Source organism: Mesorhizobium sp. CNPSo 4689 (genome assembly GCF_057784325.1).
Genome location: NZ_JBWLUZ010000047.1, coordinates 1 through 24,351 on the forward strand (window position 1 = coordinate 1; position 24,351 = coordinate 24,351).

Annotated in this window: 18 protein-coding genes and 12 pseudogenes; 17 read left to right on the forward strand and 13 right to left on the reverse strand. The window is 58.9% G+C overall.

The annotated features are described in order from the left end of the window. Window positions 1-465: 465 nt before the first annotated feature. Together AC04SI_RS30365 and AC04SI_RS30370 are read left to right on the forward strand one after the other, a co-directional pair. Window positions 466-930: pseudogene (locus tag AC04SI_RS30365) on the forward strand (IS5 family transposase); the annotation flags it as partial. A 96-nt stretch (window positions 931-1,026) separates the two neighbouring features. Further along, window positions 1,027-1,227: a hypothetical protein gene (locus tag AC04SI_RS30370; RefSeq protein WP_488475502.1), complete on the forward strand. Its 201-nt coding sequence runs from the start codon at window positions 1,027-1,029 to the stop codon at window positions 1,225-1,227. Between the two features lie 519 nt (window positions 1,228-1,746). On the opposite strand, the gene AC04SI_RS30375 is transcribed toward AC04SI_RS30370, so the two are convergent. Beyond that, window positions 1,747-2,199, reverse strand: coding sequence for a PaaI family thioesterase (locus tag AC04SI_RS30375; RefSeq protein ID WP_488475503.1), 453 nt, complete (start codon window positions 2,197-2,199; stop codon window positions 1,747-1,749). A 97-nt stretch (window positions 2,200-2,296) separates the two neighbouring features. Next, window positions 2,297-3,274: a 3,5-dioxohexanoate:acetyl-CoA acetone transferase gene (kce, locus tag AC04SI_RS30380; RefSeq protein ID WP_488475504.1), complete on the reverse strand. Its 978-nt coding sequence runs from the start codon at window positions 3,272-3,274 to the stop codon at window positions 2,297-2,299. A 437-nt stretch (window positions 3,275-3,711) separates the two neighbouring features. Here kce and AC04SI_RS30385 point away from each other — a divergent pair. Beyond that, a pseudogene (locus tag AC04SI_RS30385) lies at window positions 3,712-4,037 on the forward strand (transposase); the annotation flags it as partial. Between the two features lie 305 nt (window positions 4,038-4,342). Here AC04SI_RS30385 and AC04SI_RS30390 read toward each other — a convergent pair. Beyond that, window positions 4,343-4,729, reverse strand: a pseudogene (locus tag AC04SI_RS30390) (ISAs1 family transposase); the annotation flags it as partial. Window positions 4,730-5,058: 329 nt separating this feature from the next. Between AC04SI_RS30390 and AC04SI_RS30395 the strand changes: the two are divergent. The 4 genes from AC04SI_RS30395 to AC04SI_RS30410 all read left to right on the forward strand — a co-directional run bounded on the left by AC04SI_RS30395 (window position 5,059) and on the right by AC04SI_RS30410 (window position 7,324). After that, window positions 5,059-5,904 (forward strand): helix-turn-helix transcriptional regulator, encoded by an 846-nt coding sequence (locus AC04SI_RS30395; protein ID WP_488475505.1) that lies wholly within the window; start codon window positions 5,059-5,061, stop codon window positions 5,902-5,904. A 278-nt stretch (window positions 5,905-6,182) separates the two neighbouring features. Further along, entirely contained in the window at window positions 6,183-6,389 is a 207-nt protein-coding gene (locus AC04SI_RS30400) for a transposase (protein WP_488475515.1), read from the forward strand. Next, complete coding sequence (locus AC04SI_RS30405; protein ID WP_488475519.1) at window positions 6,320-6,517, forward strand: hypothetical protein; 198 nt, start codon at window positions 6,320-6,322, stop codon at window positions 6,515-6,517. The genes AC04SI_RS30400 and AC04SI_RS30405 overlap by 70 nt, the downstream gene beginning before the upstream one ends. Window positions 6,518-7,159: 642 nt before the next feature. Then, window positions 7,160-7,324: a hypothetical protein gene (locus tag AC04SI_RS30410; protein ID WP_488475516.1), complete on the forward strand. Its 165-nt coding sequence runs from the start codon at window positions 7,160-7,162 to the stop codon at window positions 7,322-7,324. 644 nt (window positions 7,325-7,968) lie between these two features. On the opposite strand, the gene AC04SI_RS30415 is transcribed toward AC04SI_RS30410, so the two are convergent. The 3 genes from AC04SI_RS30415 to AC04SI_RS30425 all read right to left on the reverse strand — a co-directional run bounded on the left by AC04SI_RS30415 (window position 7,969) and on the right by AC04SI_RS30425 (window position 9,608). Next, window positions 7,969-8,391, reverse strand: a complete 423-nt coding sequence (locus tag AC04SI_RS30415; RefSeq protein WP_488475506.1) for a hypothetical protein — start codon at window positions 8,389-8,391, stop codon at window positions 7,969-7,971. A gap of 96 nt (window positions 8,392-8,487) precedes the next feature. Further along, window positions 8,488-9,135, reverse strand: a complete 648-nt coding sequence (locus tag AC04SI_RS30420; protein ID WP_488475517.1) for an ISL3 family transposase — start codon at window positions 9,133-9,135, stop codon at window positions 8,488-8,490. Beyond that, complete coding sequence (locus tag AC04SI_RS30425) at window positions 9,051-9,608, reverse strand: transposase family protein (RefSeq protein WP_488475507.1); 558 nt, start codon at window positions 9,606-9,608, stop codon at window positions 9,051-9,053. Before AC04SI_RS30425 ends, AC04SI_RS30420 begins: the two co-directional genes overlap by 85 nt. A 121-nt stretch (window positions 9,609-9,729) precedes the next feature. Between AC04SI_RS30425 and AC04SI_RS30430 the strand changes: the two are divergent. Next, window positions 9,730-9,864 (forward strand): annotated as a pseudogene (locus AC04SI_RS30430) (IS5/IS1182 family transposase); the annotation flags it as partial. An 829-nt stretch (window positions 9,865-10,693) separates the two neighbouring features. On the opposite strand, the gene AC04SI_RS30435 reads toward AC04SI_RS30430, so the two are convergent. Continuing rightward, window positions 10,694-11,803, reverse strand: a complete 1,110-nt coding sequence (locus tag AC04SI_RS30435; protein WP_488475508.1) for a porin — start codon at window positions 11,801-11,803, stop codon at window positions 10,694-10,696. 392 nt (window positions 11,804-12,195) lie between these two features. Then, the gene (locus AC04SI_RS30440; RefSeq protein ID WP_488475509.1) at window positions 12,196-12,894 is read right to left on the reverse strand and encodes an antitoxin Xre/MbcA/ParS-like domain-containing protein; all 699 of its coding nucleotides are present in this window, start codon (window positions 12,892-12,894) and stop codon (window positions 12,196-12,198) included. Window positions 12,895-13,199: 305 nt separating this feature from the next. Between AC04SI_RS30440 and AC04SI_RS30445 the strand changes: the two are divergent. Further along, a pseudogene (locus AC04SI_RS30445) lies at window positions 13,200-13,526 on the forward strand (IS5/IS1182 family transposase); the annotation flags it as partial. Between the two features lie 498 nt (window positions 13,527-14,024). On the opposite strand, the gene AC04SI_RS30450 reads toward AC04SI_RS30445, so the two are convergent. Further along, complete coding sequence (locus tag AC04SI_RS30450) at window positions 14,025-15,089, reverse strand: ABC transporter substrate-binding protein (protein WP_488475510.1); 1,065 nt, start codon at window positions 15,087-15,089, stop codon at window positions 14,025-14,027. A 375-nt stretch (window positions 15,090-15,464) separates the two neighbouring features. After that, window positions 15,465-15,962 (reverse strand): GNAT family N-acetyltransferase, encoded by a 498-nt coding sequence (locus AC04SI_RS30455; protein WP_488475511.1) that lies wholly within the window; start codon window positions 15,960-15,962, stop codon window positions 15,465-15,467. A gap of 390 nt (window positions 15,963-16,352) precedes the next feature. On the opposite strand from AC04SI_RS30455, the gene AC04SI_RS30460 reads away from it, so the two are divergent. Both AC04SI_RS30460 and AC04SI_RS30465 read left to right on the forward strand, forming a co-directional pair. Further along, the gene (locus AC04SI_RS30460; RefSeq protein WP_488475512.1) at window positions 16,353-16,553 is read left to right on the forward strand and encodes a helix-turn-helix transcriptional regulator; all 201 of its coding nucleotides are present in this window, start codon (window positions 16,353-16,355) and stop codon (window positions 16,551-16,553) included. Window positions 16,554-16,729: 176 nt separating this feature from the next. Further along, window positions 16,730-17,933 (forward strand): annotated as a pseudogene (locus tag AC04SI_RS30465) (IS256 family transposase). 51 nt (window positions 17,934-17,984) lie between these two features. On the opposite strand, the pseudogene AC04SI_RS30470 reads toward AC04SI_RS30465, so the two are convergent. Further along, window positions 17,985-18,220 (reverse strand): annotated as a pseudogene (locus AC04SI_RS30470) (IS110 family RNA-guided transposase); the annotation flags it as partial. A 220-nt stretch (window positions 18,221-18,440) separates the two neighbouring features. Between AC04SI_RS30470 and AC04SI_RS30475 the strand changes: the two are divergent. After that, window positions 18,441-18,600, forward strand: a pseudogene (locus AC04SI_RS30475) (IS256 family transposase); the annotation flags it as partial. Between the two features lie 357 nt (window positions 18,601-18,957). On the opposite strand, the gene AC04SI_RS30480 reads toward AC04SI_RS30475, so the two are convergent. Then, window positions 18,958-20,127, reverse strand: a complete 1,170-nt coding sequence (locus AC04SI_RS30480; RefSeq protein WP_488475513.1) for a M24 family metallopeptidase — start codon at window positions 20,125-20,127, stop codon at window positions 18,958-18,960. Window positions 20,128-20,222: 95 nt separating this feature from the next. Further along, window positions 20,223-20,942 carry an aspartate/glutamate racemase family protein gene (locus AC04SI_RS30485; protein ID WP_488475514.1) on the reverse strand — a complete coding sequence of 240 codons (720 nt, stop codon included), beginning with the start codon at window positions 20,940-20,942 and terminating at the stop codon, window positions 20,223-20,225. Between the two features lie 897 nt (window positions 20,943-21,839). Between AC04SI_RS30485 and AC04SI_RS30490 the strand changes: the two are divergent. The 5 genes and pseudogenes from AC04SI_RS30490 to AC04SI_RS30510 all read left to right on the forward strand — a co-directional run. Beyond that, window positions 21,840-22,401 (forward strand): annotated as a pseudogene (locus AC04SI_RS30490) (IS5 family transposase); the annotation flags it as partial. 182 nt (window positions 22,402-22,583) lie between these two features. Further along, window positions 22,584-22,772: pseudogene (locus AC04SI_RS30495) on the forward strand (IS4/Tn5 family transposase DNA-binding protein); the annotation flags it as partial. 61 nt (window positions 22,773-22,833) lie between these two features. Further along, window positions 22,834-23,363: pseudogene (locus AC04SI_RS30500) on the forward strand (IS5 family transposase). 393 nt (window positions 23,364-23,756) lie between these two features. Further along, window positions 23,757-23,891, forward strand: a pseudogene (locus AC04SI_RS30505) (hypothetical protein); the annotation flags it as partial. Between the two features lie 34 nt (window positions 23,892-23,925). Next, window positions 23,926-24,351: condensation domain-containing protein (locus tag AC04SI_RS30510; RefSeq protein WP_488475518.1), on the forward strand; the 426-nt coding region annotated here is incomplete at its 3' end.

A 24,351-nucleotide genomic window follows, 5' to 3' on the forward strand; every position in this document is an offset into this window, starting at 1 on the left:
GGACAATCGAAAGCTCGGGTGAAATCAGCGAGCGGAAGGCATGGAGCACGGGCAAATCACGGCGTCGACTGCGATTCCGACTCTATGAACTTATTCGCACCGTCCGTGAATCCCGCAACCTGCACCAAATATGCGGAAGAACCCCTGATTGTCGCGCAGGTCTCTTCCAGATCGACGCGCTATAATCGCCCGCGATAGACGGGGACGACACGAGTTCCGCCCACCGGTGGAAAGCTGTCCTTCGCGGGACGAGGATGAGGTGAGTTCTTCGACTGGCTTGGCTCGATTGCCCATCATCGGCAATCAAGGCGCTCGACAGATTGTTCCACCCATTCTTCTGAATCCCCATAGAGGGCAGGACCAGAGCGCCGATCCCGGAGAGAAGCAAGGCCCCGCGAAGACGTCCAAGGCCGGCAAAGCGAAAAAGAGCTAGGAGGCGCTTGACGTCAAACCGCCGAATAGAAAAGCCAGTCTGTCAAGGCACCGCAAGCTGGAACAAGAGGGTACGATGCCGGAAAGAAGATTGTCGGCCGCGAGCGCCACATCGCCGTCGATACGGATGGGCGGCTGTTGATGGTCAACCTGACGCCGGCCGATATCTCCGACAGCGCCGGCGCTCAGGCGATCCTGGATGGTATCCGCAAGCGCTGGCCCTGGGTGAAGCATCTGTTCGCCGACGGCGCCTACGACCGGCTGAAGCTCATGGACAAGGCCGCCTATCTGGACTTCGTGGTAGAGATCATCAGCCGATCCGACGACCAGAAGGGCTTCGAAGTCTTGCCCCGCCGCTGGGTTGTCGAGCGCACCTTCGGCTGGATGACAAGATGGCGCCGCCTCGTGCGCGACTACGAGAAGCGCATCGACGTCTCTCACGCCATGATCCTCGTCGCTATGGGCGGCAATCTTATCCGCAGAAACGCCCATCCCTGATCTTCAAAACGGACTCTAAGGCGAAGATCGAAGAGCTTGAATAGATCGCCCGCGTTATGCGCGTCGGCACTTCATCATGCGTTTACCGCAGTACGTATGCGCTGCTGGGACGACGGTGCCGACCTGTTGGATCGCAACTACCTGAACCTCGGCGGCCCCGCCATGATCACCATCGGCCGCGACAACAATGGCAAGATCGCCTTTGGCATCCTACAAGCCGGCCCGGCCTCGATGGTGACTTTGCTGCCGTTCGCCCGAAAACATAGGGATAGGCGTCGGCATACAGCCGATGGGTGAGAATGTGGTCAAACTCCGTTGTAGACGGCAGCTTCCAGACCGCTCCGCCGCACGAATACGAACTCGATCGCCTCGCGCACCCACAGATCAGGGTATCTTGCTCGATCCGATTCCGACCGTGGTGCAGCGCGAGATAGCGCCCATAATAGCCTCGGACGATTTCTCCTATATCTCAAGGCCCGGCTTGGCGGCTTCATCTTCATGGGCAACGGCAAAACTGCCCACCTCACATCCAGAATGCGATTTCAATGATGTCGCACTACCGATGGGCATCGCGTTGTGGGTCGATCTGATGACCAGAGAACGGAACTAGCCTGCGGAAGGAGTTCACCAGGTTGGTCGAGTAATTAGCGCTGCGCCACTGATCCTGCTCAGCCGATTTAGCACGGCAAAACGTGCTCGCAGTAGGCGACTTCCCGTCGCTCGTCCAGATTGTATGGCGCTTTTTCGTGATTAGTCGATCTCACGTCCCGGACCCGGAAACTGCGTTGCGCATTTGCACTGCTCCCGATTTGGCTCTTAAGCCTTGGCATCGAAGTGAATCTGCGTCTGCCACACATGGGCACAGATCCTCCCCCCTTCGTCCCGCACCACGGTGTGCCACACAGATGTCTGGTGACCCACGTGGAGCGGTCGGCATTCGGCCGTAATTCTCGCCCCCACGCAGGCGCGCACGAAATTCGTCTTTGACTCAAGTGTTGCCGTTCTTTGCGTCGGTCCGAGATTTTGTAGCGCCCCCATAGCGCCGAGGCTGTCCGCAAGGGACATGAGTATGCCGCCGTGCACTGCGCCGCCAGAATTTGCGTGTCGGTGGTCGATGTCGACATGCGCGGCAATGCGTTCTGTGGAAACCTCGTCGAGCTCAATCCCAAGGACCTTCTGAAACCCTTGGGCCGGCATGCGTCTGATGTCCTCGTCCCCCCATGGCCCCGGAGCAGTCCGGATGGGATTCAGTTTCGCTTTTGCGGTCATGGTGGGTCCGTCACATGGGCGCTGGGTGCCTTGAATGCCTGGCCAGGACCAGCCAAGGCACCTAGCAGAGTTGTCTCGCAACCGGGTTTAGCCACGTTTACAAGCTCTGGCCGATCTTACCCTCTGTACCTGAAGCGGCTGAGCTATCGGTGTTCGCCTGTCTTTTCAGCCCGAGCATCTCCCGGGCTTCGTCCGGTGATGCGATGTCAAAGGAGAGAAGCGTCAGGATGTCCCGCATTCGCGCAACCTGTTCTGCATTGGACTGGGCGAGCCTTCCTTTCTCGAGATAAAGGTTGTCTTCCATCCCTACCCGCACGTTCGAGCCCATGGTCGCGCCCATAGTGCATAGGCGGAACTGGTGCTTTCCGGGCGCAAGAACTGACCAGTGATAATCTGAGCCAAAAAGACGATCGGCGACGTTGCGCATGTGAGTCAAATTGTCGGCATCGAGACCGATCCCGCCGCTGAACCCGAAGACTGTTTGGATGATCAAGGGCGGGGCCAGCAAGCCGATGTCCACGAAGTAGGCTACATTATACAAATGCCCTACGTCATAGCATTCGCATTCGAAGCGTGTACCGGCTGCACCGACCTCTTGGATTGTCCTTGTTATGATCTCCTCGGTATTAGGATAGACCCGAGACGGCGCAGCTTTGAACAGATCCGCTTCCCATCCGTGCTGCCAGTGCTCGAACTTGCCAAGAATACTCTGCCTCCCGTAGGGCGAAAGAGATCCCATATTGAGCGAGGCGAGTTCCGGCTTGAATCGCAGTGCGGCCGCAATCCTGTCTTCGATGGTCGCCTTCGGGCCGCCACTGGTCGTGATGTTGATGATCACGTTAGATTCTCGGCGCACGCGATCAATGGCCGGCGCGTAAACCTCTGGATCGGGTGTGGGACGGCCATCCTGCGGATCACGAGCGTGGAAGTGGACGATGGCTGCACCCGCCTCCGCCGCCCCGATCGCCTGCTCCGCAATCTGCTCCGGGGTGATCGGCAGATATCGCGACATTGTAGGCGTGTGCGCCGCGCCGGTCACGGCGCACGTTATGATGACTTTTCGTCCAGCGACCATGAAATTGCTCCCGCAGTTTTCCTGACGATGTAACCGGCACGAAGATCACGGCGCGAGCTGCGAGAGTTATTGCGAGGAGCAAAGACTTATGGTCCGGTCCAAAGGGCCTTGGTACCATCCTGTTAAACAACCGAGCTGGAATGGTCAGTCCGAAACCCGGGCCTTTGGAAGCCAGAAGCCCAATGGGCACCTACCGAATTGTCCGCCGCAGAACGTGATCACCCGACAAAAAGCCTGTTATGCTGATTCATGGTTCACCCTCACTAAGCTTGGGGCTCGGCCTCGGCCACTCCGAAGCAACCCCCGATCTCAGCTTATCGCGGGGGGTGAGCCACCTTCACCCCGAGAACATACGGTCTCAGCCGTTCGAAATGGTTGATCACCTCGCTGTCGCAGGGCGGCGGTGAGAAGATGTCGAAACATGCGGTGACGGCCGACGTCACTTCGACAACCGACGACAGGTTGCCGCCTATGCGGGTCTCGCGCCGTCACCCTGGCAGAGCGGGTCGGTCGACCACGACCAGGGGGTTTCGAAAGCAGGCAATCCAAGGCTGCGGACGACGCTGATCCAGCTCGCCTGGCTATGGCGGCGCCATCAACCGCGATCGGCACTCACCTTGTGGTTCGAGGACAAGTCAAGCAGAACGGCGGTCGTCTCAAAAAGACGACGATTGTCGCGCTCGCCCGCAAGCTGCTAGTAGCGCTGTGGAAATACGTCAACGCTGGCGTCATCATCGAGGGCGCGATCGTGAAGACCGCCTGATGCGTTCGCTGAACGGAATACCTAACTCTTCCAGGACCTGATCAGTCCTGGCGGATCCGGGTGGACGAACCGACGTTAACCTTGGCTTGAAATGCCCTAATTTAGAATGGCCTCGTCCGCCTGAGCCCGTGTCCGCCGCAAGCGGGATTTTGGTGCCGCTGTTTCGAACAGCGACCGTATATAAGTTGGATTTGGCTCGGTTCGCGAGCCGCGTCATGCAATCGGGGCTCAGACCATGGATTCGCAAAACAGCGAGGAAAGTGAAAAATGTTGCCCTGATCCACCCGTTCCGTCTCGCCTTGCCTTGCCTTGCCTGTGCTCTTGTCGTGGCTGCCATCGATGGCGACGAAGTCGGGCTTGTCGGGCCAAGTCTGGCGCACCCATGAAGTGAAGGCGTCCGCGAACGGCCTTGGATCGATGCGGTTCATCAGCATGGTCAGCCAGCGCCCGCCGGGCACGCCGTGGTGGTAGGGCAGGTAGCGGCGCAGGAAGTCGAGATGAGCCGCGCCCCAGTCGCCGATCAGGTCGTAGTCGTCACAGTCGCAGATCGTGCCGCACACCACCACAAGCAGCACTTCCGGCAATGGATGGGCGACCCGCCACGGCTCGCGCGGGTCTTCGACGGCGGAAAAGTGCTCGAGAAGCGCCTTCAGGCGCGGCTTCTCGAACCCTTCGAGGATGGCAATGGTCATGGCGAGCCTCCGAATCAAACCGGAGCCCATGGAATCAGCCAAGCCTCAACAGCGAAAGTGCGTTAACCCGAGTTCTCAGCCCTGCTCGACTGCTCGGGCTAATTGACGGTCGTGATCATTAGCCGTATAGATGGAAGGTGTGTTTCTTGTAGGCGTCCCGTGCCAGTATTTCGCTGTGCTGGTTGGATGTTGTGAGGACTGAATTGATTGGCAATGATGAATTCGTCCGTCGCCTAAATCAGGGGAGCCGATTTCGCATCCAGCGGAATGACGGGAGCGAAACCGTTAGCAGCTACCGCTTTGTGCCTCCCCCCGAGAGCGCCTCAGGCTTGGTCGACGGGTATTTTGATTTTGAAAACCCCTGCCTCACGATTCGGAAGCTGCAGGCGAAGGACCAGTTCTTCGATGACGAACCAGGCCTTGGACGCATTGTGTTTCTGCTCCACCTGTCTGGATCGCGGCGAATCGAGCTTGGCAGCGCGCACCAGCATGAGCTAAGCAGGCCGACGCTCGCTGTATTTTATCAGCCGCAGGGACTTGTCAAGCGAAGCGTCTGGAACAGCGGGGCCAACGAGTTGTCCCTGTCCGTCGGGATTTGGCCGGATAGGTTGACATCGCTGTTTGGCTTCTATCCAATTTGCTTTCCGAGCTTTTCGGGCCCTGGCGGCGGCAAGGATGACCCATTTTGGTATTCTCGCCCGCTCCCATATGTGCTCACGTCGGCGGCCGAGCAACTGCTTCATCCTAGCATTCATCCATTGCTCTCCAGAAGCTATATTTCCACCAAATCACAAGAACTCCTCTGCCTCAGCCTCAGCACACTCTTGTCGGACGGCGAGTTTCTTTCCCGTCCCGAGCTAGCTGCGACTCGCGTCGAATACGTCAAGACCGTAGTAGATGCCAACCTGAAGAACCCGCCCTCCCTGTCTGAGCTTGCAACTTCGCTCGGCGTTTCCGCTGAGGATTTGTCGGAAAACATGCGCCAGGAAATGGGCGTTAGTTACATCCAGCACATTACCAATCGGAGAATGGAGAGGGCGATGATGCTTCTAGAGGGGTGCAGCATCCCTCTCAAGCAGGTCGCCTATGAAGTCGGCTACGCTCATAGCTCCAACTTCTGCACCGCTTTCAAGCGCCGTTTTGGATCAACGCCAAAAGACGCCCGCGTGCGGTAAGGGCTGACAGCCTGCAAAAGGGTTACGAGGGGCGGTTTATACCCTCGAATCGAGCACGATCATCTCCAAGGGGGGCTTGGTACGGCCCATGCTCGCAGCTCAGCAGTTCGACGGTATGAAAATAGTCGCCAGAATGCAGAGGCGACGTAAGCGGTGCGCCAAGGCACCTTGCAATAGGCCTATGAACATGGAGCTTTCGCGCCATGACATTGGAACATGCAGGGGGCGATGTGGTCGCCGAGCTCAGCGGTGCCGCGCCGGGGGAAGATCGTGGAACGATGCCCGGGCGCTGGCGGCAACGGAGGCTGTGGAGTTGCGCCGAGAAGTGCGCGTTGGTCGACCTGGCGAGCGCGGAGGGGTCGTCGGTGACCGAGGTCGCGCAAGCGTTCGGCGTAGCTCCGTCCCAGCTCTATGCTTGGCGCAAGCAGATGGCGGCGGGCTCGATGCCGATCAGGCGACGGCGACCTTCGCGCGCATCGACGTGAGCGATCTGCCCGAGGTCGACCGCCCCGTCTCCGATTGTCCGGACCCGGCCGGCAGGATCGTCGTGGCCTTTCCGAGTGGCACGCGATTGCGGATCGACGGGACCGTCGAATCGCCTGGTAGAGCTTGAGAATGCCGAGGCATGTTCTGAATCCCTGTTCCGGATGCGGCCGGTTGGCAAGGATGGCGATGACGAGCCCCTCGGTATGTGGACCGATCGAACGAGCCCAGCGCCGGAAGCGCTCCGCCGACCATTCCGCGTAGCGGCGGTGCGAACTGGGCATGTGGTCCGGGTCGGTTCCGAAACGGGGCCCACCATAGCGGCGCTGATTGGCCGCGACGCGTTTACCCTTGAAGAAGATCTCGAGCGTTCAGCTCGTCGCCCGGACATCCACCTGCTCTCGGATGAGGCTGTGCGCACGGAGTAGAAATAGCGCTCGAACTCGACATGATTGTCTGTCGATACACGCGCCAGCCGCCACTCGGCGAACTCGTATTCCTCGGCCGACAGCACGGCGAGCGCTGGACGTTCCATAGTCTCGAACAGGTCGCGACGGCACTGGTCCAGTCGGCGCATGACGTGGGTGTTGATCCGCTCGACAGCCTCCCGGATAGCGGCATTGGCTTGTCCAGGGAAGCTTCGGTCGCGCCGGCAGAACGCCGACACCGTCGTGCGAAGCCATCATGCCGAAGCTGCGGTTGATCTCGGGGTCGTAGAAGCTCGACCGATTCACGGCCCGGCTTCTTCGATTATCTCAGTGACGAGCGCGGCCTGCGCCCAAGTTCCCTTCTTCACTACCGGCACTATCTGCGCCGATTCGAAGTGTATCTCTGTATCTCGACCAGATTGGATGCTGCGACCTTGGACCACTGTCGTTGCCCGTGGTCATGGGATACGTCACGACGATGGCCCAACAGTTCGGGCCAAGGTCGATGATCAACTTGGCTGGCACGCTGCGGGGTCTCCTGTCAATCGGCGCCGAACCTTGACCCCCATCTGGAGTGGGCCCCTCGGGCCGGACAGAATGGTTTTCAGTTATTGACCGGACAGCCGGGCTTTCAGAGGATGAAGGCCCATGGCGAAGCACCGAACCCACAGCATCGAGTTCAAGCGGCAGGTTTCGCAGGAGTATTTCGGCGGCGAGACTCTGCATGCCCTCTCGAAGCGCCACGACATCTCACGCTGATCCGGATATGGGTCGAGAAGTTTCAGGCGGGCGCTCTCGATGAGGATGCCGCAGCGGCCGATCTTCTTCAGGCTTATGAGGCGCGCATTGCCGCGCTCGAACGGCTAGTACCTCTGCACAGAGGATTTGACGGTTTCGATGGGTTGTAACCTGGGTAGGCTGTCGGGTTCGACGAGCAGTTCAATACTGCGCGCGAGGCCCGGTTGCCTGCGGATCAATCCAGCGCGCTCAAGGGTGAGCACCATCTGATGGACGGAAGGCGCGGTGACGTGCGCGATGTGGAACTCAAGGCCGGGAGCAAGGCTGTGCGCGGCCAAAAGGGGGCCGCGCACGCCTACAACATCAAGAGCCACCGGGAAGAAGAGCGCCGCTGGGTGGAGCAGGCCGAGGGCGCCTATGCACGCTTCGTCGCCGGTTGGAACCCGCGAGGCCCGAGAAAGGCGCGCACGGATGCCGCAAACGAGGTGCGACGATAGAAGCTGCGCGGCAGGGCTCTCACCTCGGACCCTGCTCTTCGCCACGCGGTCGTCCGTGCGCGACAGGAGAATAGCGCAGATTTATCAAAAAGGCTCTTGTCGATCACATCAGTCGACCATGGGGATGTGATGGCATTGCGGACGGCGTCGATATCCTTTTCGACCCCGTTTGCAACGGATCCGACAAGACTTGCCTTGGCGTCCTTAAGCCAACTATCCAGTTTTACGGCCGCCTTCGATCGGATCATCGTCTGAAAGTCGTCGATCAATGTTCGCGTGATGGTCAGGTCAGGCACATTGCTCTCGATTGCCGCGACCAGCAGGGCGTCGGATTTGGACACGCCAGCGTCATGAGCCTGGCGATGGTTCGCGCCGAGGGCGTGCGGGCAAGCGCGCTTTGATCGGCCTTTTCGGCCAGCCGTCGGCGCCGCGCCCATTCAGAGACGACGCCGATCTGGCCGCGGAAGCCCTTCTCGCGCATTTCGCGCCAGAGCGCCGATGCAATTGCGCGCGCCTTGCCCCCAACGGCTATCCAGCCAGGGGAGCCATTCCTTGAGCGAGCTTTGTCGGACGCGGAACATATCGGAGCGCTGGCCGCGCAGGACGCTACGGACGAGCTTGCGGCTATGCCCGGTACGCTTGACGATCTGCTTGATCGGAATGCCCTGCTTCGACAATTCCAGAATGGCCTCATTGGTTTCGTGCCGGGGCTGATATCCCTCATACTGTAGCCGTTCGGCATAGGTGAGAAGCCCCAGATCTATGATGGTGCTGCCGACGACCTTTCGGATCTGCCGCATGGATTTGCTAACCGCGTCGAGAAAGGCTCGGCTGGCGTTTTCCCTCAGGTGCCAGGGGTCGGCCACCTGATCGGCATGCGGCAACGCCTTGGCGATCGCTTCGCCATATCCACCACCTCGGTCACGCGCGACGGTCGTGATGGACGGATGGCCCATGAGCCATGCCTGCGATGTCGCCTGCTCGCGATCAGGCAGCAATGTCACTGGCCTGCGGCGTTCGAGATCGCAGACAATCGTCCCGTATCGCTGACCGCGCCGGAATGCAAAGTCGTCAATGCCGATGATGGCGAGCTCATCACGCGGCTGTTCAGTCCTGCGGCGCACACACGCAACAAGGTATCGTTGCTCACCGGCATCATGAGGCGATCGGCAAAGGCCGCACCCGGTCTGCCGCCAAGCGCGAGCCCCAAGTGATGAACGATCGTCTCAAGACGTCCGGTCCTTCGCGATAACGGAGCCAGAATATCGGCGCCAAACCGCTCGGCAAAAATGCGGCGGCGGCAAAGAACGGCGTCGCACCAGAAACGGCGAACCGTCACCCGCAGGAAAACCCGCCGACCGGCGATCGGCAAATCGGCGGCTTGCCGCAGATATCGATATCGGCTCTGGGTCCGGAGTGAACTGGTCCCGCAGCACGGGCACGTTGCCGAAAGCGCCGTAGCGCGCACGTCAAGAAATACGCAATCCGTGTCGATCTCCGCATGCTCGACGACGAAGCCCGCCGGCGCCAGTTTCGTCGACCCAGATCTCCGTTCCATCGCGCTGATTCCCCCTCGGAAAGATCGCGACTTCAGCCTTCACATGCAGCGAGATTGAGTCTGACCCAAAATTGCACGCCGAAACATAGTCGATCCGACCAGAAGGGCTTCGAAGTCTTGACGCTGGGTCGTTGAGCGGACCTTCGGCTGGATGACCCGATGGCGCCCTCGTGCGCGACTACGCATCGACGTCTCTCACGCAATGATCCTCGTCGCAATGGGTGCAATCCTCATCCGCCGAAACGCTCATCCTTGAATTTCAAAGCAGAGAGGCCTGTTAGACCAGGTCGCTATTCGCCGTACCGGCGCTCGAGCGCGTTGGCAATTCGCTCGCAAAGCAATTCTGAGGTCACGACTGTGAGGTGGAGACGAAGGCGAACTCCGTGCGTATCAACTAGGGTAGTGACAATACCGCGGTCGGAGTACTCGGCGAGGTCGAGAACATCGTTGATGATGAAGTCTGGTGTTTCGCGGAGCCTCTTAGGGCGCTCATCCACCGGCTTCTCCTCCTGATCCAGGTTCAATGCTTGTCAACTGATCGGTGGCCTTCCAGGCAGCCCGAGCCTAATTCGCTGGCCTTCGGCGTAGCTCTCGGCAACGGCTTGAGCGTCGAATAAATGACGAGTTATTTTGCCATTTTCGACGACCTGGACAATCCATTGGCTGTCAGCATTTTTCAATCGCACGTCATTCGGTTCTCCGGCAACCACCTTCGTCTTCCGTTTCAGCAATCAAGAACGAGGAATGACAGTGGAAGTCCCAACCCGCTGTACCGCTCTGTAGACAACAACATCCACCGACGTGATATTCAAAACCAGATTTTCTGACGGCAGGTCGTTGCTACACGACGGCAATCCCTTCGATTCAGTCAGAATGCTCGACGCTCTAGAATGAAGGGCGCCTTGGTCAAGGGCGCCCTTCGCATCGGCGGCAGGCTTCGATCCCGGAGGTGCGGACCTAAGCACTTCGAAAGGAGCCGCCGATGAGCCCTTTTGGGCATCCCGCTGAGCCAACCCTGGCTCGACGGGCGGGTCTAGCGCACGCGATCGTATGCGACGGGCGCTATGGTTCAATGCTTCGATCCGTCAGAACGAGCGCTGGAAGCGGAGGATACCGCCGACAGCATTGCTCTTGCCAGCGGGGATGCCGGTCCAATTGTAACCGTTGCTGTCGTGGTCGTTATGAGCCCAGTCAACTTCGGCCGTGATCGTGAGACCCGGGACGATCTTGTAGGCGACGTTCGCCGCAAGGCCAAACTCTTTGGCTTCATCATACGACACCTGGAGGTTGAATGCAGTCTTCTCGTTCAAGGTGTAGGTGGCACCACCCCAGACTGCCCAGTTGCCGCCCCACTGCTTGTAGAAGCCGCGGTCGCCTGCAGGGATCGCATAGGTCGGGTCGTTGAGATTGTCGTCGGTGCCGTAGCCGGCCATGATGAACAGCGCCAGCGCCTCGGTCGCAGTCACGTCCAGGCGAACCTTGCCGGCCACCTCTTCGTAGTTGCTGTCATAAGCAACGACCCCGGTGATGGCGCCCCAGCCCTGCGTGTACTTCACGCCACCGACGACATGCGGAACGTAGCTGTCGATCGTGCCGACCGTGCCAGAGCCTTCTTCGAGCGAGACCACTGCCGAAAAGCCGTTGCCGGCGTCAAAATAGTACTGCACGACGTTAGTGTCGAAATCTCCATAAGGAACCAGCGTATCGTTGATGACGTTGCCCGCGTAGCCGATGAACGTATCGAAGGCCGATTCGTCTTTACCGACACGCAGCCCACCGAGTTGAATCCAGGCAAAGTTCAGCGAACTGCTGTTACTGCCGTCGGAATAGTTGAAGCGGGTGTCAGTGTAGGTCTTCAAGGTGCCGAGCTCTGTTTCCTGACCAGTCCAGGTCCTCAGCGAGAGGCGGGCCTTCTTGTGCCAGGTATCGTTGATGCTGCCGTCCTCATGGTCGACAGCACGACGGCCGTTGAACGAACCTGCCTCCCCGGCCGAAGCGTCCCAGCGGACATAGCCACCGATGCGCAGGCAGGTTTCGGTGCCAGGGATGTAGAAATAGCCGGCGCCGTAGACGTCGCAGATCTTGACGTATTCAGCGGGCTCCGGCTCGGCGACGACGACGGCGTCGGCGGCGCGGGCACCAGAAACTGCGATCAGGGCCGCAGCGGAGCCGAGAAGAAGGCTCTTGATGTTCATTTTGATCTCCACTCAAAGGATTAAAAAAAGGGCCAGGGTGTCATTGCTGAAAGACAGCATCCCCTCCCCATTCCCCACGATCGAAAAAGATGCGCATTGCGCTGCTTCTTCGCAGTTTGACGCTATCTGTCACCTTGAATAATTCAAGATATACAGCAAGCATCGCAATGCTATTAGGAATAACCGTTGCCATTATGTCACGACATTGGAATATATATGGCACGAGTAATACGAACGATACAACTAAAACAATCGGTACAACTGACACAAATGAAATACGAGCTCTCGACATAGGGCAACGCGCGCGTCGCTCTATATGGCTTTCGCGAGTTCACACCGGGTCTAACCGATTGCCGGTGCACTGTTTTGCAGTGAGCTTCGTCAGTCGGGCTTCATGTCAAGGAAAAATCCCGTGCGGCCAAGATGACTTCTGTAGCCAGATCTTGTTTGAGCATTTCAATGGGAATGCGGCCGTCAAGCCGGGCTGAGGGGCGGGTCAGCCAAAGCCACGCCGGTCTGGGATTGACGATCAGGGAGAGCACCTGTTGTATCCCCGGCGCGGGCCTGCCGTCGATGAATTGAGCCAAGGGGAAGACATGCTTGCGGGCGCCTTTTCGCAACGCGACTACGTCGTTGTGCCGTTGCCACCGATGCAGTGTCGATCGGGGTATGCCGAAGCGTCGTTCCAGATATGTTGGCCCTGCGACCTGACCCGCCCATTCTTCAATGCGCATGCATTCGCCTTGCTGATCTCGCACTTCCAAGACGGCGCACCCATGCGGGTCCTCGGTTCGCGCTACGAGAAAAACTGCCTCAGGGGCGCTGGCATCGAAACGCCTTGCTGCCTCGACTGCCAGCCTGCGAATAAATTCGGAGGCCAGGGCGCTCAAATCGTCATGAACAGCCTGTTGGTCTGTTGCAGAAAGCAAATCGGCAGCAGCGACCTTGCCACTCCCCTTGCGCGATGAGATTGAACTGCGTTCCTTTATAACCTCATCGTATTGGACCAGAACGCGCTGGACCTCTTTTGCAACCAAGCTTGAAAACTCGCCCTGATTCGGCTCATTCCCAAAATCAAAGGACTTTGTCATGTGTGGCTTCCCCCTGCCGCGTAGAGACTCGGCTTGATCCCCTGCGCGGTCAAATAGTGACTATGGGCTGTGTATGTGGACACAAACGACGCGAAGCCTGTGGCCCTGATCGAGCGGAGGCGAAGCGTCATCCGTCATCCGACCGATCTCACAGATGAGGGATAGGAGCGGATCGGACCGCCGATGCCGAAGCCGGCCGAGCGGGCCGCAGGCTGAGCGTTGCCCTGGGCGAGGCCCAACGCGATCCGCTGCATGAGGGGCACGGGCGGCAGCTGACGGATTCTTCCGAAGGACCTTCCTCCCCAACAGACGGTCTACTTGTGTTTCCAGCGCTTTGCACAGCTGATGCCGTTTCGCACGAACCACGCAAGCGTTGGCCAAGAATCAAGCACGACGGCGCCTACGATCGTAGGCAATTGCTGGACAAGGCCGTTTTCCTCGATTTCGTCATCGAGGTGGTACGCCGTATCGATACCGAGGCCCGCTTCAAGGTGCTGCTTAGGCGTTGGATGGTCGAAAGAACGTTCGGCTGTCTCATAGGCTGGCGCCGCCTCGTGCGCGACTACAAACGACGCACCGACGTCTCCGAAGCCATGATCCACGTCGCCGTGGGCAATCTTTTGATGCGCTGAAACAGCCATTGAACCAATTCCCAAACGGACTCTAAGTAATAGCCCCCATCTTAACGCAGTCCTGGAAAGGCGGGTTTCTCCATGAGTGAAGTGACCCTGGCTTGGGATCTGCTTTTGTCGATCTGGTCCTCAATAGTCTCACGAAGAACTGCATGCGGGCGAGTACCTCGGACAGCCAAACCAGTAGATCAACGTCGTTGAGTTTCGCTATCATGATCGACCTGTCGTGATGGGGCTCGCGCTTTCACGCGTTGCTAGGTTCCTCGGCCGAAATCGGGAAGATGTGTCACTTACTTACTCGAACATCGATTTCGCCGGTCCGGCTTCATGCAGCCAGCGTTGTCTCGATTAAGTTCACCCAATACCTGATGCCCTAGGCAGGGCCTCATCGTTGAAATCATTGCCCGATGGGGCACAGAAGCGGCCGGACCGTAACGAGAATGTGTAAGGGCTGGGGGCTGCCGGTTGTCCGGCAGCCCCGCTTCATGGAAGGAACGCCTATTTCTGAATCCAGGCGTTCCAGCGGTCCATCAGCATTTTCCGGTTGGCGTTAACCCACTCGGGGTCCGGATCCACCATTTCGGTACTGATCTCCTCGTCCGACGGCATGTTGGCGCGCGCCTCCTCGCTCATGTACTTGAGCGCATCCTTGCTTGGCGGCACGCAGGACAGCGCCTCACAAATCTTCCCCTGGATTTCGGGCGAATCCAGGTAGAATCTCAGCAGTTCAAGCGCTTCCGCCTTGTGGGGCGCGCCCTTCACAACGGCAAAGCGATCGCCCTCCAGTATCGCACCCTTATAAGACCAACCGATGGGTTGCCCTTCCTTGTTCAGCGCGGTGACGCGGGTCATGTACATGAGTCCAGCATCATATTGACCATTGCGGAAACCTTGAACCGACTGGTCGCCGGCCGTCCACCACAGTCCAACATCGGGGCGCAACTCGTCGAGCTTCTTGAAGGCGCGGTCCACGTCCATCGGATAGAGCTTGTCTCTAGGCACCCCATCCGCCAAAAGAGCCGCCGTCAGCTGGAAGTAAGCCGAGGCACTCGACAGCATGGAGCGAGCTCCGGGAAAATGCTTGGTGTCCCATAACTCCTTCCAGGTGGTCGGCCCGCCGCTGGGGAAGTGCTCCTTGTTGTAGGCAATCAATGTCGCTTGTCGGTTGAACAAAACACTTGATGCCTTGCACGAGCCAGGCAGCAGGTCTGGGCGATCCTTGAATTGAATGCAGAAGTCTGAAAGGTCGTCTGCCCTTCTCGCCAAGTGGTCCGGTGCCTCGGCTTCTATGACACCTTCGGTGAAGATGTCCCACGTCACGTTGCTGGATTTGACCATGGCCTCCACCTGGGCGCGAGCGTCGTCGCCCGTCGGAACCACGACTACCGCGATGCCAGTGGCTTTTTCGAAAGGATCTAGCCAATATTCGCGAATAGTTTTTTCATAGGAGCCACCCGCTGTGGATATGACGACTTGGCGATCCTGCGCCATTGCAGAAAACGCAGTCAACGTCAGCAAGGATGGCGCGAGTCTACATAGGTCAATAATGAGCTTAGTCTTCATTTTCGTTCGTCCTCCCAGGGTTTCGATGATCTTGACACAAAGGGTGAGATTGCGACGCCATCCGGGCGCGCGTACACCAAGTGAAGCTCACGACGTATCCAGTCTATAGTTTCGAAAATTGCTGGCTTTCTCACCGAATTATGAGGATAACAATTTTGTTATTCGAGCGTGCACATTCGCCTCCCCCTAGTGGTCGCGCATCTGCCACTGCTCGCGATACCCATCCGCACTCAGCCCTGCGCTTGCCTGGCCTGAACCCTACTCTGCGGCGCCAACCGTCCGCCTCATTGTCCGTGCGGCGCTCCGCTCCGAACGGCAACCCGAACGGATCGAGCCTCAGATCGGCGCCGGCAATGGCTTCGACGCGGACACCCCTCAACGGCTTATCGCCAGGCTCTTCGTCAAGCGCGGCAGCAAGAGGCTCGGGATCGCGCTAACCGGCTGGGTCCCAACGACCTCCATGCCCATGGCCGAGTAGAAGGGCACCGCGAACGGGTCGGCCGTGAGGCTGATCCGTTCGGCGCCCATGCTCCGCGCACAGGTCTCGATCTTCCGCCAGAGCGCCCGCCCGACGCCAGAGCGCTTGAGCCCCGGCTCGACGAACATGGCCCAGACTTCCGCACCGTCGTCCGATCGTCTCAAGTCGAAGAAGCCGTACAGCCGGCCGTCAGCGGTCTCGGCGACCCAGGTCTCGCCTTCCGCGATCGTCTGCGCCGTGTAGTTGATATTGTAAATGGCTTCGTGCGCACGCAAGAAGGCCTCGTCGTAGCCGTTCGAGGCCTTTGCGCGAAGCGCCAGCGCAATGAGCATCGCCGCTTCCTCCTCCCTTGCGCGCCGAATGCGGTACTGCTGGTCCAAGCACTCGGTCTTCATTTCTGTTCCTCCCGAAGATGATAAATCTCGATGCAGCATGGCATGGAGACCGAAAGCGGTATCAATCTACGGGCTTTTGGCTTTCTGTGAATTTTCGGGTAGTTATGAGCGCACTCTTTCTGTTATTCCGATAGAGGTAGATCTGGCCCCAGCGTGTTCGTTGGGACCCGCCTATACGGCGCCGAACGTATCCGCTTTCCCGATGTCTCGGATACTCCACTTTCGCGAAGTCCAATTACGTCGCATGTACGTCCATGCGGAAGCGTGAAGTACAGGTCTCTGCATCCAAACCGTGGTTCAAGGTATCATTCAGACTTCAAGCATTCCGCGCTCGACGATCAAATGCATTTGGTGACATGCTCGAATCCGTCCCGGTCGGAGGAGGCGATAATGACTAATAACAAATTTCTGACGCCGGAAGAGGTCGTTGAGCGTTACCGCGGTGGTATTTCGGTAGGAACACTTCGAAATTGGCGCGCGATGCGTCTCGGTCCGTCCTTCGTGAAAGTTGGCAAGGCTGTCCTGTACCCCGTCGCTGAGCTTGATGCATGGGATGAGAAGAATAGAGTGCAATGCCGTGCATCCAGATGACTTACAAAGGAGGCGAGTGATCGAGTGTGATGTTCACGATTGGGCACGATCAACATACCCCAATGCCCGGTACCATGCGGGAGCCAATCGTAAATTTTCGCTTATAAATCAGGGCACTACGGGACTGTCAGGAATTTTGTGCGTGAGGCCATGATGATGGAAAGGAGAATCATCGCATGGCCATTGAGAAGGAAGTACTGGATCGGTTGCTTGCCGGGCGCGACCCACAGGAGCTGTTTGCCAAGGACGGTTTGCTCGACGATCTGAAGAAGGCGCTTTCGGAGCGGATACTGAACGCCGAGTTGGACGATCATCTTGACGAGGAGCAAGCCACAGGATTGGCGAACCGGCGCAACGGACATTCGAAGAAGACGGTTCTGACGGGCACATCGAAGCTCGAACTTTCGATCCCGCGTGACCGTGCCGGCTCCTTCGACCCGAAGTTGATCGCAAAGTATCAGCGCCGCTTTCCCGATTTTCGACGCCAAGATCGTATCCATGTATGCGCGCGGCATGAGCGTGCGCGAGATCCGTGGCCACCTGGAGGAACTCTATGGCATCGACGTTTCGCCGGATCTGATCTCGGCCGTCACTGACGCCGTGCTTGAGGAGGTCTCCGAATGGCAGAACAGGCCGTTGGACGCCTGCTTTCCCTTGGTCTTCTTCGACGCCATCCGGGTCAAAATTCGCGACGAGGGCTTCGTCCGCAACAAGGCGATCTACATTGCGCTCGGCATCCTGCCCGACGGCGGCAAGGAGATATTGGGGATCTGAATCGAGCAGACCGAAGGCGCCAAATTCTGGCTGCGGGTCATGAATGAGCTGAAGAACCGAGGTGTCGCCGACATCCTGATCGCCGTCGTCGACGGCCTGAAGGGCTTTCCAGAAGCGATCAACGCCGTATTCCCGCGAACGGTCGTGCAGACTTGCATTGTGCACCTGATCCGCCATTCATTGGAGTTCGTGTCTTGGAAGGACCGCAAGCCTGTCGTGCCGGCGCTGCGGGCGATATACCGGGCCAAGGACGCCGAAGCCGGCCTGGCCGCGCTCGATGCCTTCGACGCTGGCTACTGGGGCCAACGTTATCACGCGATCGCTCAGAGCTGGCGCCGCAACTGGCTCCATGTCGTGCCGTTCTTCGCATTCCCCGAGAGCGTGCGCCGCATCATCTACACGACAAACGCCATCGAGGCGCTGAACTCAAAGCTGCGGCGGGCCGTGCGAACGCGCGGTCACTTTCCCAATGACGACGCGGCGATGAAGCTGCTATATCTGGTTCTCAACCATACCGCCGAGGAATGGAAACGCGCCCCGCGCGAGTGGTTCGAGGCCAGAACACAATTCGCCGTCGTCTTCGGCGAAAGGTTCGTCAGCCAATGACGACAACCGGCCTCACGCACAAGATTCCTGACAGTCCCGGGCACTACCGAATTGCAGAGCGTGGTCTACAATCACCCGGCCGACATAGGGCGACAGAACCCGCACCACCGCCATGGCGTTGCCGTAGCCTCGACGACAACCTCATCCGTCCGTCGCAAACTGCGGCCGAACCCTTCCAGTCCAGAGCGGGTCATGTCGACCCGTCCGTGATGGCGCAGCCGGCCGTCTTCCCAAACTACCACCTCCGCAAAGGTGCGGTGGATGTCCATTCCAATCACACGTCTCATCGGGCTCCCTCCTCAAACAGTCGGGAGCCGGCGGGCGACGCGACACCTACGGATCCGCGCTCTCGGCGCAACCGGGCAGGTCGCAGGGGCGGCCAGCTACTAACGCGAGCTCGCAACTCATCGAATACATCGGCCTGCCCGCACTTGGCGTGCTCCCGGTGCCCCTGTCCCGGATGGTCGCACCATACGCCGAAAATCGCTCATCTCCAGCGGGGGATCGGATGGCACCGTCATGATCATACCGGTTACGAATGCGATCGAGGCGCTGAACTCCAAGCTTCGCCGCGCCGTTCGCACTGGTGCTCAATCACGCGGCCGAGGAATGGAAACGACCGCCGCGCGAGTGGTTCGAGGCCAAGACACGCTTCGTCGGCCAATGACGAAACCGGCCTCACGCACAGAATTCCTGACAGTCCCCCCGCGATCCCGTTAAGAGCCCCGAACCTGCCGGCCGCAAGGTCGTGAACAGATTGAGACGCCTCGCTCTCCTGACCCCATCATGCGGCGGCCAGAGCGCCGACCGCGAAGAGAAGCGAGTGACCTGCGGGACGGTCCAGAAAAAAGTGCAGGAGTGGCCTGACCTCAACGACCCCAATCAGAGAGGACTCTTACCAATGAAGGAAAGGAAGAAAGAATGCTGACTGACCTAACCCTATCAATTGCAGATCCTCAGCGTCGCCGGCATGGCCGCCCCGCGGAATCCCAGACGACTTTGTGCCAAGAGCTCTCGACAGGCGCTAAATCTCAAAGATCTTTCGGGGCGCGGTGGTCAACACTTCTACACCGGAGTCGGTGACACGGAACGTCTCGCTGATAACGTACCCGAAATCCTCCTCGATCCAGTTGCCCAGCATCAGGTGGAACGTCATGTTCGGCTTCAGTTCTGTCATGTCGCCATCCTTGAGGCTCGCCGTCGACTCGATCCAGCCGATACCGTGGGCGTAACCGCAGCGTGACTCCTTCTTGAGGCCATCCTTTTCGATTGTGCGATAGAATGCGTTGGCCACATCACTGCAGGTCGCTCCCGGGCGAACCGTTTCGAGAGCGGCCTCGAGGCCGTCCATCTGGATCTCATGGACACGACGCAGTCGCACAGAGGGTGCGCCGATCGAGTACGTGCGCATGAGCCCGGCAAAATAGCCATGACGCGAACCGCCAAGTTCAAGGTTGACCTGCGATCCAACTCGAAAGCTGTCTTCACTCCAACCGATGTGGCAGGTTCCGGTGCGCGGTGATGAACATAAGGTTATTTCACAAAGCTTCGTTCCCGGCTTGCCGTTTGCCCCGCGAACCAAGGCTCCTGCGATTTCTGCGACCGCGTCGGCTTCACGCACGCCGGGGCGGATCACCTCGGCGGCGCGCTGGATTGCCGTGTCCGAGATTGCAGCCGCTTCCCGCATGACGGCTATCTCGAGATCAGATTTGATGAGCCGGATCCAGGTGACCACCTTGGTGAAATCCACAATCCTGGCATTGGGTAGGCGTCTGCTGACCTTTTGCGCCGCCACTCCCGAAAGGCTGCTCAGTTCGATCCCTATGCCGCAGTTCGCGAGGCCAATGCCTTCCAAGTAATCGACTACAACGTCGTAGCCATCCTTTTCAGCATTCCCAATGAGAGCTTCGGGGTAGGCGACGATCTTGTCGCGTTCCATAAAACACTGATGAATGGCTGCCGGCGCATCGCAGCGACGGAGGATGAATGTCGGTTCCTCTTCGTGCGCCGAAACGACAAGCCCCTGCGGGACGTAGCCCGAGGCTGCAGTGTACCCCGTGAGATACGTAAGATTACTTTGATCGGTCACGATAAGCGCATCGATGTCGCGCCGTGCCATGTCCGACTTCACCGCGGCAAGCCGGCGCAGATATTCGCTTCTTGGAAATGCCTGCGGCCCTCGGCTGATTGTCATCAGTTCAACTCCATCTAGCAATCTTGGAAGGCCTACGCTTGAGGCGGCAGAATGCGCGTCGGTGTCTGCTTAACCTGTCCAACGGCCGGTGACATTCAACAACGTCCCTCAGATGATGACTCGATCATCATCCGGCACAGGCCCGTAATGTCGTAAACTGGCAGTTTCGTGAGACGACGGATCGCCGGCGCGACCCGTGGAAATGCCGTGCATTCGAACAGGATCGCCGCGATTTCCGGATGCGCTGCCCGGAGTCGCGCGACGCAAGCCGCGACATCTGTCTCTATATCGACGACGTCGGTCGGTTTTGGCGGGCGCTGCATCTCGTTCCGCCACAACTTGCCGCCTTCGATGCCGCCTATCACGATCCTTGCCCGCTCGGCCGGATCGTCGACCCCAAGCAGATCTTCGCCGCAATGCGTCGAGTCGGCGGTGACGACAGCGAGCTTGGCGGCTGGCGGCAGCTGCCGGAGCAACATCGGCACCAGGAGCAGGCTTGACATTGCCACGGGGACATTTACCGCCGCAGCCACCGCCGCCTGATGCCGGATAAAGAAGCCGCAGTTCGAAGTTATTGCGAAGGCGCCTCGCGCCACCAGGCGCCGGGCCGCTGTGATACACGCCGGTTCGAGCGCCGGATTGCCGCGAAAGAGACTTTCCACCCAAGCTCCCGCCACGGTTTCCAAGAGGACCGGAACGCCGAGTGTTGCCGGATTCCGTAATGCGCCGGCCGGCGGCGCTGGCGGCGTGTCGCCGGGCCGCAGCCCCAATTCCAGATTCAGTATTCCGAAAGCCGATGAGATTTTCGATGCCATTTTCTTAAACCTGTTCGCATGACGTAACGATGCTGCTCTTAATAGTAGATTGATGCAAGCTTATGTGGCAGCTCCGATATGAAGTGACTCGAGGACCTAGTAGTAATGGACGGTCAGAGCGGCTTCACCCTGCCAACCGGCCCTTTCTCCGAAGAGATCACGTGGGCTCCCGGCTGCGTCCATAACTATGCAGAGATGGAATTATCACAAGCTACCGAATTCGGTAGGTGGGACAGGGTTGCTGCCTCGCTGGGCCCCGCTCTGGTCGCCAATAAGCTATCGCAAGTCGTTGATCTGGCACGGTAAGGGCCGCCGGCTTAAAAATTGCAAGGATCTATCGGTGGGCTGTTTCCTGTGGTTCGGTTCTGCGATTGATCGGGAGAGGGGGGAACACCTCACGGTGCCGCCCCTCCCACACCCCCGGGCATACTGATCACGTTCCACGGCGGTTCGACCGGATTAAGCATAGACAGAGATATAGAGACGGGGGAGACCGAGCGACTCGAAGGGGTGGTTGCGCAAGGCCCCTGTTGGACCGCCGGGTGTCCTGACATGCGCCACAATCCCGTCGGTGACCGGCAGCAACCGCGGCCCGGAGCTTTGGCACGCCACGACGCCGCAACTCCTTGTAGCGGTTGTGCCCGTTCCCCCCCATTGCCGCCAAAGATACATGCGTAATCTTCGGCGGGTCCACGCTTCCAAGTTCGTAGCCCCCGCGGGGTTTGGCAGAAGCCGAAGAAGCCGCGCCATCCGATGAGGTATGGGTTCAGCTCTGACATCGGTCGAAGAATATTCCCCTAATTGTGGGCATCGAAAATTCCCTGGGCTAAGACTAGGGCCCGGACGCATAAAGGGCTTCCATGATGCGGCTGTCGTGACTCCAGCTGGAGGTCATCGGTGAATCGCGACTATTTCTGGCTGACGGACGCGCAATTTGCGAAGCTGAAGCCGCACCTGCCCACCGACACGCGCGGCAAGCCGCGGGTGGACGACCGCCGCGTCATCAGCGGCATCATCCATATCATCAAGAGCGGCGGTCGTTGGGTCGATGCGCCAGCAGCGTATGGCCCGAGAAAGACACTCTACAACCGCTTCCAGCGCTGGGCGGCCAAGGGCGTATGGAGCGATATCTTCCATGCACTTGCCGGTGCGGATGGACCGCCGGCCCAACTTCTCATCGATTCCTGGCCGTGCGGGCGCATCGTTGCGCGGCCGGGTTGAAGGCGGGAGCACAATCAGGCCATCGGCCGATCACGCGGCGGGCGCACCACCAATATCCACGCCTTGACCGACGGCCTGTGGCGGCCAGCCGCCTTTATGCAAGGCGGGCGAGGTGCTTCTCGGACAGATGCCAGAAACCGGTATCGTCAATGCCGACAAGGGCTACGCCATCCGCCGCCAGATCAGTGAACGGGGGACCTTCGCCAACATCCCGCCCAAAGCCAATCGCATCTGGAAAAACTCCCGATAATATATTGCTTAACCGATTTCACGTCACGTTATTTGATAGAAAGTTGGCGCTCTTCTTGCTGGTCGAATAGATCTATCATGCCTAATTAGTCTCTCGAATTCGCTCTTACAACATGATAATTCCGAAGTTTACCGCGTTTATAGTCGCACCAGGTCACGGAGGCGTCACGGATGCGAGACAAGACCAGCAGCAGCGAAGCCGCGTGGCAGGAAGAGCTTTGCGCGTCGGCCCTTCCCGACAAGCGCCTGGTCCGTCGGCTGCAGCGGTTGCTGGATCAGCTGTCAGCAGCGCCGGGCAAACCGATCCCGGCGGCCTGTGGCGACTGGGCTGCGGCGAAGGCGGCCTACCGCTTCTTTGACAACCCGCGTGTGACCGAACACAGCGTTCTCGCCGGCCATTTCGCCGCGACCGCGGCGCGCGTTGCGGCGAGCGAAGGTCCGATCCTTATCCTGCAGGACACGACCGAATTTATCTACAGCCGCGCGCAGCCAGTCTGTCAAGGCACCGCAAGCTGGAACAAGAGGGTACGACGCCGGCAAGAAGATTGTCGGCCGCAAGCGCCACATCGCCGTCGATACGGATGGGCGGCTGTTGATGGTCAACCTCACCCCCGCCGACATCTCCGACAGTGCCGGGGCTCAGGCGATCCTGGATGGCATCCGCAAGCGCTGGCCCTGGGTGAAACACCTGTTCGCCGACGGCGCCTACGATCGGCTCAAACTCATCGACAAGGCCGCCTACCTCGACTTGTGGTCGAGATCATCCGCCGATCAGACGACCAGAAGGGCTTCGAAGTCTTGCCCCGCCGCTGGGTCATCGAGCGAGCCTTCGGCTGGATGACGCGGTGGCGGAGGCTCGTGCGCGACTACGAGAAGCGCATCGATGTCTCTCACGCCATGATCTTCGTCGCTATGGGCGGCAATCTTATCCGCAGAAACGCCCATCCCTGATTTTCAAAACGGACTCTCACACATTGGCTCGCTCCACACGCCTTGCCTGACTATCGCAAGATCAAGTCTGTTTACAGCCACAAGTTGCCTTGCATAGCTCGTGTCGCTGCTGAATCGGGATAATTTGTACAATGCCGATGGACTGAAATCTGTGAAGATATGTGAAACACCCTCAACGATTGTGAAATCACATCTGGGCGCCTTGAACCTTATCGGAGTATTGCTCTCAAAAAATTCATAAGTTCATTCATCTTGACCGACAACTCTTTATCAGCATGTCACAGCAATTATACAATAATTAAAACTCCCGGGGTGAAAAGGCGCATAGCATTCCTCTGCCAAGCAGAAGAGGAAGCTATGGATTATGTCACGCGCCCGCTGTCGTATGGTCAAATGGGCCTCTGGTTACATCATCAAAAGAGGCCAACCGGGAGCGAATACGATCTGCCAGTCGAGCTGCGCATAAAGGCACCGTTCGACATTGATGCCTTGAGGCGCGTCCTCCGGTCGTTGATAGACCGGCATGACATGCTGCGAACGACCTTTCACCACGAAGGCGAGCGTGTCGTTCAGCGGATTCATCGGACAAGCGGAACATGGGCCGGCATTTCGCGCGCACCTGTTCGTCCGCAGGACTACGGAAGAAACTCTCCTCCTCAACTTTCATCACATCATTTCCGACGCCAGCAGTATTCGCACATTCCTGCACGAGTTCGGCAGGCTGTATCAGGCGTGCTGCGGCAACACGGAGATGCCGAAGCTAACTACGGCGGCTCCTTATGATGACTTTGTAGCCTGGCAGGAGCACCTTCTTGCCGGCAACGACGGAGAACGCATGTTGGCCTACTGGCGCAGCCAGTTTGTTGACCACGAACCTGACTTGGCCCTTCCGACCGACAGACCACGAGCCGCACTTGCTACCCACACCGGGTCAATTTTCTCCCTGGATGTCGACAAGCCGCTGATTGCGCGCTTGGAGCGACTGGCG